The organism is Promicromonospora sp. NPDC060204, assembly GCF_042728455.1.
GTDB lineage: Bacteria > Actinomycetota > Actinomycetes > Actinomycetales > Cellulomonadaceae > Promicromonospora.
In genome coordinates, this window is record NZ_JBHWZO010000187.1 from 1 (window position 1) to 12,275 (window position 12,275).

Annotated in this window: 9 protein-coding genes and 2 tRNA genes; 9 read left to right on the forward strand and 2 right to left on the reverse strand. The window is 68.9% G+C overall.

From position 1 onward, the window contains the following. Positions 1-70: 70 nt before the first annotated feature. On the reverse strand, positions 71-763 hold the full coding sequence (locus tag ACFWEJ_RS20660) for a hypothetical protein (protein WP_377231066.1): 693 nt from the start codon (positions 761-763) through the stop codon (positions 71-73). 700 nt (positions 764-1,463) lie between these two features. On the opposite strand from ACFWEJ_RS20660, the gene gyrB reads away from it, so the two are divergent. The 7 genes from gyrB to ACFWEJ_RS20695 all read left to right on the forward strand — a co-directional run bounded on the left by gyrB (position 1,464) and on the right by ACFWEJ_RS20695 (position 9,468). Next, positions 1,464-3,542: a DNA topoisomerase (ATP-hydrolyzing) subunit B gene (gyrB, locus tag ACFWEJ_RS20665; protein WP_377231067.1), complete on the forward strand. Its 2,079-nt coding sequence runs from the start codon at positions 1,464-1,466 to the stop codon at positions 3,540-3,542. 109 nt (positions 3,543-3,651) lie between these two features. After that, positions 3,652-6,312: a DNA gyrase subunit A gene (gyrA, locus tag ACFWEJ_RS20670; RefSeq protein WP_377231068.1), complete on the forward strand. Its 2,661-nt coding sequence runs from the start codon at positions 3,652-3,654 to the stop codon at positions 6,310-6,312. After that, positions 6,312-7,550, forward strand: a complete 1,239-nt coding sequence (locus ACFWEJ_RS20675; protein ID WP_377231069.1) for a DUF3566 domain-containing protein — start codon at positions 6,312-6,314, stop codon at positions 7,548-7,550. Before gyrA ends, ACFWEJ_RS20675 begins: the two co-directional genes overlap by 1 nt. A 139-nt stretch (positions 7,551-7,689) precedes the next feature. Next, positions 7,690-7,763 (forward strand) — tRNA-Ile (locus ACFWEJ_RS20680). 35 nt (positions 7,764-7,798) lie between these two features. Then, positions 7,799-7,918: a DLW-39 family protein gene (locus tag ACFWEJ_RS20685; protein WP_253874143.1), complete on the forward strand. Its 120-nt coding sequence runs from the start codon at positions 7,799-7,801 to the stop codon at positions 7,916-7,918. A 12-nt stretch (positions 7,919-7,930) separates the two neighbouring features. Then, positions 7,931-8,003 (forward strand) — tRNA-Ala (locus ACFWEJ_RS20690). Between the two features lie 262 nt (positions 8,004-8,265). Next, positions 8,266-9,468, forward strand: coding sequence for a beta-1,3-glucanase family protein (locus ACFWEJ_RS20695; RefSeq protein ID WP_377231070.1), 1,203 nt, complete (start codon positions 8,266-8,268; stop codon positions 9,466-9,468). Between the two features lie 89 nt (positions 9,469-9,557). On the opposite strand, the gene ACFWEJ_RS20700 is transcribed toward ACFWEJ_RS20695, so the two are convergent. Further along, the gene (locus ACFWEJ_RS20700) at positions 9,558-10,553 is read right to left on the reverse strand and encodes a hypothetical protein (protein ID WP_377231071.1); all 996 of its coding nucleotides are present in this window, start codon (positions 10,551-10,553) and stop codon (positions 9,558-9,560) included. 122 nt (positions 10,554-10,675) lie between these two features. On the opposite strand from ACFWEJ_RS20700, the gene ACFWEJ_RS20705 reads away from it, so the two are divergent. Continuing rightward, positions 10,676-11,215 (forward strand): peptidylprolyl isomerase, encoded by a 540-nt coding sequence (locus tag ACFWEJ_RS20705; protein WP_285100572.1) that lies wholly within the window; start codon positions 10,676-10,678, stop codon positions 11,213-11,215. Positions 11,216-11,295: 80 nt separating this feature from the next. Further along, positions 11,296-12,177 carry a rhomboid family intramembrane serine protease gene (locus tag ACFWEJ_RS20710; protein ID WP_377231072.1) on the forward strand — a complete coding sequence of 294 codons (882 nt, stop codon included), beginning with the start codon at positions 11,296-11,298 and terminating at the stop codon, positions 12,175-12,177. Positions 12,178-12,275 lie beyond the last annotated feature (98 nt).

Consider the following 12,275-nt stretch of genomic DNA (forward strand, 5'->3'; position numbering starts at 1 on the left):
GCTCCCCGGCCGAAGCCGGGGAGCCCTTCGTCGCTCAGCTACGCCGTAGCGTCAGCCAGGAGCTGTTTGATCAGGCGTTCTGCTGCATCCGCTTGCGGGCCCAGACCAGGGCGACGCCACCGAGCGCGAGGAGCGCGGCGAACGCGATGGCGCCACCGACGGTCGCACCGGTCGCGGCGAGCTCCTCGGTCTCCTCAGCCTCGGGGCTGGGCGACGCGGAGGGCTCGGCGGCGGGCGGCACGGAGGCCGCCTCGCTGGGCTCGACGGACGGCGACGGCTCCGGCTCGGGCTCGGCGCACTCATCCTCGATCACGATGAGCTCGGTCGGCAGCAGTGCCGAACCGTCCTCCTGGAGCTGGTAGGCACCGAGCTCCTCGGGGAACGTGTACTCCTCCGAGGTGAGCGTGGCGACGATGCCGGCCTCGGTCTTGGTGTAGGTGATCGCCTCGGTGCTGTCCGGGATGACCACGTCGTCCAGGCTGGCGGCGCAACCGGCCACGGCCTCGGGGATCACGGGGGTGACGACCTCGGCGGGCGGGGGCGTCTGGCAGACACCGATCGAGCCGGACTCCGACCAGTCGTACTGCGTGCCGCCCTGGCCGTCATAGGCGTCGACGCTGACGGTCCACTCGTGCGCCTTGTCGAGCGCGAGGTCCGGGTAGAGCTTCTGGAAGCCGTTGGAGAACTCGGTGTCCTCGACCGTCTGGCCGTCGATAACGACGGTGACCTTGGCCCCGTTGTAGTACTTGAGATCAACGTTCACGAAACCGCAGTCTGCGGAGACGCTCGGCGTGTGTGCGGAAGCGGGTGCGGCGCTGGCAATCATGCCGCCGAATGCCAGGATGGCGAGAGTTCCGCCGGCGAGAAGCTTCTTCACTCTGTAGCCCTTCGAAGTGAGAGTGCGCGTGCGCGCGCATGTGACCGGTCGGCGCTATTAGAGCAGAAAACGACAAATCAACGAAATGTCACCTTCTGCGTGCAAATTTTCTGACCTTCAACAGACGGCGACATGACGATCCGAAGGGGAATCGTATGCCGGGACGCGCTCTCGACGAGTCGTCCGGAGCGGCGTCGCCGAGGTCGACGACCGGGGCCGTCCGAGGACGGGGCCGGACACCCGGACCGGACCTCCGGAGAGGGCTGGACCGAGGCTTCGGAGGCCGTTCGGGAACCGCTCCAGGGCCCCAGAAATCACCCTGTGGAGAAAGGTTGTGGAGGAGTGGCTACAAACACCCCAGGATCCCGGGTTTTCGCCGCTCAGAAGGTAGTATGAGGGGGTCAACCGCGCCGGGTTCCCAGGAACGTCCTGAGGACCCGGAACGCTGAGCACCGACGAGCCGTCGGACCGTACGTGGCACCCGAGCACGGCATGGACCTCACCTGGTCCGAGCCGCTCGCGCAGCAGCTGGTACGTCCGTCGTCGTGCACATCGTGTGCCTGAAAGACGAGGAGCAACCCCGCCCGTGACAGAGCGAATCGACGGCGGCTACGACGCCGGGAACATCACAGTCCTGGAAGGTCTCGAGGCCGTTCGTAAGCGACCGGGCATGTATATCGGATCGACCGGTGAGCGTGGGCTCCACCACCTTGTGTACGAGATTGTGGATAACGCTGTGGACGAGGCCCTCGCGGGCCACGCCACCGAGATCGACGTGCGCCTCCTGGCCGACGGTGGAGTGCGAGTCACCGACGACGGCCGAGGCATTCCGGTCGCCATGCACCCGACCGAGGGCAAGCCAACGCTTGAGGTCGTGATGACGATCCTGCATGCCGGCGGCAAGTTCGGCGGCGGCGGTTATGCCGTCTCCGGCGGCCTGCACGGCGTCGGCATGTCCGTGGTGAACGCGCTGAGCTACCGGTTCATCTCCGAGGTGCGCCGCGACGGGTTCAACTGGCGCCAGGAGTACACCGACGGCGGCAACCCGATCACCGGCGTCGAGAAGCTCGAGCCGCTCGGCCCCGACGAGCACACCGGAACCACGCAGACGTTCTGGGCCGACGGGTCGATCTTCGAGACGACCGAGTACGACTTCGAGACGCTGCGTGCCCGGTTCCAGCAGTACGCCTTCCTCAACAAGGGCCTGAAGATCACGCTCACCGACGAGCGCGCCGGCCACTCGTCCGCGACGGACGAGGTCACGGGCGCCGAGCCCGAGGTGACGGCCGACGGCGTCGAGGAGGTCGCGGGAGCCGACGGCACGCCGGACGTCGAGGGCGCGTCCCCGGACGCGGGCGCCTGGCGCACCGTCACGTTCAAGTACGACGACGGCCTCATGGACTACGTGCACCACCTCAACTCGGCGAAGCGGGTGGAGCTCATCCACCCCGACGTCATCTCGTTCGAGAGCGAGGACACCGAGCGCAAGATCTCGGTCGAGGTCGCGCTCCAGTGGACCAGCGCGTACAGCGAGTCGGTCCACACGTTCGCCAACACGATCTCCACCACCGAGGGCGGCACGCACGAGGAGGGCTTCCGCGCGGCGATGACCACGCTGGTCAACAGCTACGCGCGGGACAAGGGGATCATCAAGGAGAAGGACGAGAACCTCACGGGTGACGACATCCGCGAGGGGCTGACCGCCGTCATCTCCGTGAAGCTCGGCGAGCCGCAGTTCGAGGGCCAGACCAAGACCAAGCTCGGCAACACGGAGGCCAAGACCTTCGTGCAGCGCGTGGTCCGCGAGCAGCTCGTCGACTGGTTCGACGCGCACCCGAACGAGGCCCGCGACGTCATCCGCAAGGCGATCCAGGCCTCGCAGGCCCGGATCGCGGCGCGCAAGGCGCGCGAGGCGACCCGCCGCAAGGGCATCCTCAACGGCGGCGGCATGCCGGGCAAGCTCAAGGACTGCCAGTCGCGGTTCCCCGACGAGTGCGAGATCTACATCGTCGAGGGCGACTCGGCCGGCGGCTCGGCGGTGCGTGGCCGTAACCCGCACAACCAGGCGATCCTGCCGCTGCGCGGCAAGATCCTGAACGTCGAGCGTGCCCGCCTGGACAAGGCGCTGTCCAACGCCGAGGTCCAGGCGCTGATCACGTCCTTCGGCACGGGCATCGGCGAGGACTTCGACATCTCGAAGCTGAAGTACCACAAGATCGTGCTCATGGCCGACGCCGACGTCGACGGCCAGCACATCTGCACCCTGCTGCTGACGCTGCTGTTCCGGTACATGCGACCCCTGATCGAGCACGGCCACGTGTACCTCGCGCAGCCGCCGCTGTACCGGATCAAGTGGAGCAACGCCCCGCACGACTACGTGTACTCGGACCGGGAGCGCGACGCGTTCCTGGAGGCCGGCGCCGCGCAGGGCAAGCGGATCCCCAAGGACAACGGCATCCAGCGCTACAAGGGCCTCGGCGAGATGGACTACTCCGAGCTCTGGGACACCACGATGGACCCGGACCACCGGACGCTGCTGCAGGTCACCATGGACGACGCGGCCGCGGCCGACGAGATCTTCTCGGTGCTCATGGGCGAGGACGTCGAGTCCCGCCGCACCTTCATCCAGCGCAACGCCAAGGACGTGCGGTTCCTCGACATCTGACCGGGGCCGTCGCAGGAGTGCCCCACGGCGCCCTGCGACGTCCCGCGTCGAGACGGTGGCCCACGAGACGAAGTGACACGCCCAGCGGCGTGGAAAGGAAGTACAGACGGTGACGGACGAGACCCCCGGCGTGGAGAACTCCGACGACGGCATTCCCCTGGAGGACGCGCGGGTAGCGGTCCACCACGGTCGTGTCGAGCAGGTCGACCTGCAGCTGGAGATGCAGCGGTCGTACCTCGACTACGCGATGAGCGTGATCGTGGGGCGCGCGCTGCCCGACGTGCGCGACGGCCTCAAGCCGGTGCACCGCCGCGTCATCTACGCGATGTACGACGGCGGCTACCGGCCCGACCGCGCGTTCTCCAAGTGCTCGCGCGTCGTGGGTGACGTCATGGGCAAGTACCACCCGCACGGCGACACCGCGATCTACGACACCCTGGTCCGCCTGGTGCAGGACTGGGTGCTGCGCTACCCGCTGGTCGCCGGCCAGGGCAATTTCGGCTCGCCGGGCAACGACCCCGCGGCCGCCCCGCGGTACACCGAGTGCAAGATGGCGCCGCTCGCGATGGAGATGGTGCGCGACATCGAGAAGGGCACCGTCGACTTCCGGCCGAACTACGACGGCCGCACCCAGGAGCCCGTCGTCCTCCCGGCGCGCATCCCGAACCTGCTGGTCAACGGCTCCGCGGGCATCGCCGTCGGCATGGCCACGAACATCCCGCCGCACAACCTGCGCGAGGTCGCCGAGGGCGTGCGTTGGCACCTCGCCCACCCCGACGCCTCGCGCGAGGAGCTGCTCGAGGCGCTCCTGCAGCGGATCAAGGGCCCGGACTTCCCCTCCGGCGCGCAGATCCTGGGCCACAAGGGCATCGAGGACGCGTACCGCACGGGTCGCGGCTCGATCACGATGCGTGCGGTCGTGAACGTCGAGGAGATCCAGAACCGGATCTGCCTGGTCGTCACCGAGCTGCCGTACATGGTCAACCCGGACAACCTCGCCTCGAAGATCGCGGACCTCGTCAACGACGGCCGCATCCAGGGCATCGCGGACATCCGCGACGAGACGTCGGGCCGCACCGGCCAGCGCCTGGTGATCGTGCTCAAGCGCGACGCCGTGGCCAAGGTGGTGCTGAACAACCTCTACAAGCACACGCCGCTGCAGGAGAACTTCAGCGCCAACATGCTCGCGCTGGTGGACGAGGTGCCCCGCACCCTCAGCGTCGACGCGTTCGTGCGGCACTGGACCACGCACCAGATCGAGGTCGTGCGCCGGCGCACCGAGTACCTCCTCAAGGAGGCGCAGGACCAGATCCACATCTACGAGGGCTACCTCAAGGCGCTCGACGCGCTCGACGAGGTCATCGCGCTCATCCGTCGCTCCCCCGACGTCGACGAGGCGCGCACCGGCCTGATGGACCTGCTCACGATCGACGAGCAGCAGGCCAACGCGATCCTGTCGATGCAGCTGCGCCGTCTGGCCGCCCTCGAGCGGCAGAAGATCCTCGACGAGCACGCGAAGCTCCGGGCCGAGATCGAGGACTACCTCGACATCCTCGCCAAGCCGGAGCGCCAGCGGTCCATCGTGGGCGAGGAGCTCGACGAGGTCACCGAGCGCTGGGGCGACGAGCGCCGCACCACGATCCTCCCGTACGACGGCGACATGTCCATGGAGGACCTCATCCCCGAGGAGGACGTGGTCGTCACGATCACGCGCGGCGGCTACGCCAAGCGGACGCGGACGGACAACTACCGCTCGCAGAAGCGCGGCGGCAAGGGGGTGCGCGGCGCGCAGCTGCGCGAGGACGACATCGTGGACCACTTCTTCACGACGACGACCCACCACTGGATGCTGTTCTTCACCAACCTCGGCCGGGTCTACCGGGCCAAGGGCTACGAGCTGCCCGAGGGCGGCCGGGACGCGAAGGGCCAGCACGTCGCCAACCTGCTCGCCTTCCAGCCGGGCGAGAAGATCGCCCAGGTGCTCGACATCCCCGACTACGAGGCCGCCGAGTACCTGGTGCTGGCCACGCGTCGCGGGCTGGTGAAGAAGACCCGCCTGAGCGAGTACAACTCGCCGCGGTCGGGCGGGCTCATCGCGATCAACCTGCGCGAGGACGCCGACGGCGCCGCGGACGAGCTGGTCTCGGCCCGTCTCGTGAACGCCGACGACGACCTCATCCTCGTGTCGCGCAAGGGCCAGTCGATCCGCTTCCACGCGGACGACGAGTCGATCCGTCCCCTGGGGCGCGCGACGTCCGGCGTCACCGGCATGAAGTTCCGCGAGGAGGACGAGCTGCTGTCCGCCGACGTGGTCATCGACGGCGCCGACCTGTTCGTCGTCACCGAGGGCGGGTTCGCCAAGCGCACCCGGATCTCGGAGTACCGGATCCAGGGCCGCGGTGGCCTCGGCATCAAGGTCGCCAACCTCGTGGAGGCGCGCGGCGACCTCGTGGGCGCGCTCGTGACCCACGGGGACGACGAGGTGCTCGTCATCATGGAGCGCGGGAAGATCGTGCGTTCGGCCGTCGCGGAAGTTAACCTCACCGGCCGGAACACCCAGGGGGTAACCTTCGCAAAGCCGGACAAGGGGGACAGGATCATCGCCGTCGCGCGCAACGCGGAGCGTGAGGACGCGGGCGATGCGGTGGGTGTCACCGACGAGAACTCCGACGGTGAACCCGCCGAGCGGGTTACCGTGGAAGACAATCCGACCCCCGACGAAGTTCCGAGCACCCCTGAGCAGGACAGCACCGGACGCGAGGACAGCTGATGACGAGTGACAAGAACGGGCACGTGCGCATCGCGACGCCTTCGCTCGAAGAAGACCTGGAGATCACCCGGGACCGCAAGGCCGTGACGCAGGAGAACGACGCCGAGAACTCGAGCGCGGAGCCGGCAGGGGCCGGCTCGGAGAAGACCTCCGCGTCGAACGGTTCGGCCACTGACAAGCCCGCAGACGGCGGAAGCGCGTCGAACGGCGCCGCTGCCGGCGCCGGCCAGGCCACGGGCGGCGAGAAGCTGCCCGAGCCCGTCGTGGTCGCCTCTCCCGCGGCGAAGGCGGACCAGCCCACGGAGAGCAAGGCGCCGAAGCCGGCCGCTGCGGACGACACGGCCGTCCCCACCACGGGTGGGGTCTGGCGGTCCGCCTACGAGGCGGGCAAGCAGGGCAAGGAGCAGAAGCCGGCCGCGGAGTCGAACGGCGGGTCCAAGGATTCGGCGGGCCTCGTCTCGGCGATCGGGCGGGCCTCGACGAAGACCGACGCCGCGGCGTCGCAGAACGCGCCCGCGGCTGAGCCGGACGCGAAGTCGTGGAACAGGGTCCCGGCGCCCGGTACCCCGGGGAGCACCCCGGCGGCCGCTCCGACGGGAGCCGCGGACGGCGTGAAGGCCGGCGCGATGAAGGCTGCCCAGGCCGCCCTCGACGCGGCCCGTAGCGCGGCGAAGAAGGTGTCCTCGATCATGCCTGACGACGAGGGGCAGACGGCGGCTCAGAACGAGCCCAGGCCGCGGCCCGAGATGCATTACACCGCGGGTGGCGTGCGCGGCACCGCCGTTCCGGTCGGTACGCCCGCCGAGGGAGCACAGGGCCAGTCGGCGCAGCCGGCGTCGTCCCCCACGCCCGAGGTGCCGCGCCCGGCCCCCGCCGGACCGCGCCGCGTACGGCTCGCGCTCTCCCGGGTCGACCCGTGGTCCGTCATGAAGCTGGCGTTCCTGCTGGCCGTCGCGGTCGCGATCATGACCGTGGTGGCCACGGCGGTGTTCTGGTCGGTGCTCAACAGCCTCGGTGTCTTCACCACGGTGCAGAGCTTCGTGGAGGACGCCGTGGGCCCGCAGAGCAACGTGAACCTCACGCAGTTCGTGGAGTTCCCCCGCGTCATCTCGCTCGCGACCCTGATCAGCATCTGCAACATCGTGCTGCTGACGGCCATCGCGACGATCATGGCGTTCCTGTACAACATCACGGCGGCACTCGTCGGCGGCGTGCACATGACGCTGACCGACGACTGACCAGCGCTGCCGGAGCGTTCTCGTGCGTCCTCGCGCACGACTCGGCGCACGTCACACCGCGGACCATCATTTCGGTTTGGGACATCGTCCCTACCTGGGGTAATCTCCAGTGTCGCTAGAGCGTGCGCAACGCTCGTCCGGGGCTATAGCTCAGACGGTTAGAGCGCTTCCCTGATAAGGAAGAGGTCGGAGGTTCAAGTCCTCCTAGCCCCACTCCCGGACCTGCAGAGGCTCCCCAGGAGGAACTCGTGAAGAAGCTGCTGATAGTGCTGCTGGCGGCCGGCGCCGGCTACGTTCTCTGGCGCAAGCTGAGTGAGGACGCGGCTGGCCGCGATCTCTGGTCCGAGGTCACCGACTCGATCGACTGAGCGGCCCTCGTCGGGGCCATGGCGCAATTGGTAGCGCACCTGCTTTGCAAGCAGGGGGTTGGGGGTTCGAGTCCCCCTGGCTCCACCCCATGACCGAAGCCCGGATTCGTCCGGGCTTTTGTCGTTCCCGGGATCGGTCGGGCCCGCGTTCCCGTGGTCGGACGCCGCGCCTCCGAGGGATCACGTACGCGCGCCTAGTGGGTTACCCGTACGTTTGGCCGGTCTGGCGATTTTTTCACCCCCGATCGGCCTCGGGCTGCTGACAAGGCAGGACCCCTTCCATATCGTCGAGCGCGAGGGGCAGCACCACCCACCTGTTCGGCCCCTCGTGATCCGAGGAGGACAGCGTGTCCCTGACCAGGAAGCTCATCGGCACCGCCGCCGCAGTGACAGCAGCCCTGTCGGCTGCCGTGGTCGCCACGCCGACGGCCACCGCAGTGCCCGACACCATCCCGCTCACCATCACCAACGACTCAGGTCGAGGCGACCAGGTGTTCATCTACGTCCTGGGCGAGACCGGCGGCCAGCTCGGCTACGCCGACGCCCAGGGGGCGTTCCACCCCTGGCCGGACGCCGGGAGCGTCCCCGAGCCGGCGCCGGACGCATCGATCGCGGGTCCGGCGGACGGGCAGGACATCACCATCCGGATGCCCAAGCTGTCGGGCCGGGTGTACTTCTCCTACGGCAGCAAGCTCGACCTCAAGATCGTCAACGACGGGCGGCTCGTGCAGCCGGCCGTGCAGAACCCGAGCGACCCGAACCGCGACATCCTGTTCAACTGGACGGAGTACACGCTCAACGACTCCGGCCTGTGGATCAACAGCACCCAGGTCGACTTCTTCTCGGCGCCGTACCAGACGGGCCTGCGCTCATCGAGCGGCGAGGTGCTGCACACCGGGATGCTCAAGCCCGACGGCTGGGACAAGGTCGTCTCGTCGCTCTCGCAGCAGGACGGCTGGGACGGTCTCGCGCAGACCGGTCCCGACGGATCCGTGCTGCGGGTCCTCTCCCCCGGCCACGGCGTCGGTACGGGCCAGGTCGACGCGAACGTCCTGTCCGACTACGTCGACCGTGTCTGGAGCAAGTACGCGAGCGAGACCCTCACCGTCGTGCCGTACGGCGACCAGCCGGAGAATAAGTTCCTCGGGACCGTCTCCGGCGACACGATGACGTTCACCGACACGTCGGGGGCCGTCGTCACCACGTTCCCGAAGCCCTCCGGCGAGTCGATCTTCGGCTGCGCGGGCGACCTGGCCGCGCCGAACAACGACATCGGCGCCATCGCGCGCACGCTGTGCGCCGGGTTCAACCGGTCCTCGCTGCTCGACAGCAGCACCCAGCCGACCCAGGATCCGGCCGGCTTCTACCAGGACTCGGTGACGAACTACTACGCCAAGTACATCCACGAGCAGATGGCGGACGGCAAGGCCTACGCGTTCGCGTTCGACGACGTCGTGGCGCAGGAGTCGCTGGTGCACGACGGTGACCCGACCGAGGCTTTCATCCAGCTCGACCCGTTCGCGGGGGCGGCCACGCCGATCGGCGGCTGACCCGGGCCCGCTGATCGGGGCGTACACAGGACAGGAGGGCCCGGCCGTGTCGGCCGGGCCCTCCTGGTGCACGTGAGACAGGCTGGGGGTCAGCCGCCCTGCTTGCTCTCCCCCGGCGGGACCTGGTCCACGATCGGCTCGTCCTTGGCGGGCGGAGCCGGCTTGGCGTCCTTCGGCTCCGCAGCCTTGACCGGAGCCTCGGAGCCGGCCTTCTGTGCGGCGTCGGACACCGCGCTACTCGCCTTCTGCGCCGTGGACTTCGCGGCGTCGATGACGGGACCGGCCTTCTCCTTGGCGGCGTCGATCACCGGGGCAGCCTTCTCGAGCACCGGACCGGCCTTCTCCTTCGCCGCCTCGAACGCAGGGCTCGCGGCAGAGTAGGCGCGGGCGCCGAGGTCCTTGGCCGTCTGTGCGGCCTTGGCCCCCGCCTCCTTGCCCTTGGCGATGGCGGAGCCTGCTGCCGAGCCGACGCCGGAGGAGTGCTTGGCGGCGCCGTCGGAGTAGTCGGCTCCCGAGCTCTGTTCCCAGGGCTCGGCCCACGGGTCGGTCTGGGGCTGTGCGCGCTTCCAGAACACGTAGCCCGCGACGGCCGCACCGCCCGCGGCCAGCGCGACGAGCCAACCCTTCTTGGAGCTCTTCCTGCTGGCCTTGTCCGCCGCGTCCGTGACGGTCTCGGCGAGCGAGGTCTTGCCCTGTGCCGCCGCGGCGTTGGCCGCCGCGACGTTGAACGCGGAGACCATCTTCGGGAGCAGGTCGTCCACGAGCTTGTCGTGCGCGGAGTCGATCAGGGGCGCGGCCTTGCCCGCCACCTTCTCGACCTGGGGCGCGGCCGCCTGCAGGCTGTCCTGCCAGGCCTTCTCGGCGCGCGGTGTGAGCCATGCGATGAAGTCGTTCACGCGGGGCTGGGCCCAGTCCTTCGCGTTCGAGGCCCGGTCCTTGGCCTGGGCCGCGATGGACCCGGCCTGCGTCGCGGCCTTGGAGCTGACGTCGGAAAGCAGAGCTGTGGCCTCCGCGGCCCTCTCCTTGACCTTCTCGGTGTCGATCTTGCTCGTGTCCACGTAGTCGGTCACCTTCTTGCGGGTCATGTAACTCCCCCCGAACTGTTCAATACTCCTCAAGGTGCCACTCTGCCATCGCCTGCCGTTACTGGCGAGGGCGGGCTGCGCCGCTGCAGCATCTGCGGGCCGCTCCGTGGGAGGATTGATACATGTTCGCAATCCTGCACACCACCTCCGGTGACATCCGCATCGAGCTCTTCCCGAACCACGCGCCCAAGACTGTCGAGAACTTCGTCGGGCTCGCGACGGGTGAGAAGGCCTGGACGGACCCGCGCACGGGCGAGGAGCGCAAGGACCCGTTCTACGACGGCCTGATCTTCCACCGCGTCATCGACGACTTCATGATCCAGGGCGGCTGCCCGCTCGGGACGGGAACCGGCGGCCCGGGGTACACGTTCAACGACGAGATCCACCCTGAGCTCCAGTTCAACGAGAAGTACATCCTCGCGATGGCCAACGCCGGCAAGCGCCGGAACCCGGTCACCGGCGAGATCGAGGGCACCAACGGCTCCCAGTTCTTCCTCACCACCGCGGAGACCCCGTGGCTCAACGGCAAGCACACGATCTTCGGCAAGGTCGCGGACGACGCGTCGCGCGAGGTCGTCGACAAGGTCGGCAAGACGCGCACGCGTCCCGGCGACCGTCCCGTCGAGGACATCGTCATCGAGTCGGTCACCATCGAGCCCTGAGCCGCCGCGGCGCTCGCGCCGCCGGACAGTACCCGTACGACCCGAGCACCGATGACCGAGGGGACTGAGGACGTATCGCGATGAACGACCCGGCCGCCGAGGAGCCGACCGAGGCCGAGGCCCCCGTCTGCCCGCGACACCCCGACCGGGTGGCCTACGTGCGCTGTCAGCGTTGTGGTCGTCCCACGTGCCCGGAGTGCCAGCGACCGGCCGCGGTCGGCGTCCAGTGCGTCGACTGCGTCCGGGAGACGAAGCGCGCCGCCCCGCGCATCCGGACGGTGTTCGGCGGCTCGGCCACCAGCACCGCGGCCAACAGCCGGCCGGTCGTCACGCTGACGATCATCGGCATCTGCGTCGTGAGCTGGCTGCTGCAGCTGGTGACGAGGGGCGCGTGGACGGACGCGCTGTGGTTCTGGCCCTGGGGCGGCGTGATGGAGCCGTGGCGGTTCCTCACGGCGTCGTTCCTGCACTCCACGTCGCCGCTGCACATCCTGTTCAACATGTACGCGCTGTGGATCACGGGCCAGTTCCTCGAGCCGCTGCTCGGCCGGGCCCGGTTCGCGGTCCTGTGCCTGCTCTCCGCCGTGGGTGGGTCGGTCGGCGTGCTGCTCCTGGCCGGCGACCCGTTCACGTCGAGCGCCTGGGTGACACCGGTGGTCGGCGCGTCCGGGATGGTGTTCGGGCTGTTCGGGGCGATGCTCCCCGTGATGCGCCGCCTGGGCCGCAGCATGGCTCAGGTGCTCGTCCTGATCGCGATCAACGGCGTCATCGGGTTCTTCGTGCCGAACATCTCGTGGCAGGCGCACCTCGGCGGTCTCGTCACCGGTGCGCTGGTGGCGACCGCCTACGCGTACGCGCCCAAGGAGCGGCGCGCGCTCGTCGCATGGGTGGTCCCGGTGGTCGGTATCGCCGTCCTGACCGCGCTGGCGGTGTGGCGCTACAGCGCGGTCGGCGTCCTATGAACGGGCTGCGGGACTAGCTAACGGGCTGTCACCAGTCTCTTTTCCCCAGCTTTACCCACAGCTGTGGATAAATGGGTACACAGCTCCGCGGCCGCCTC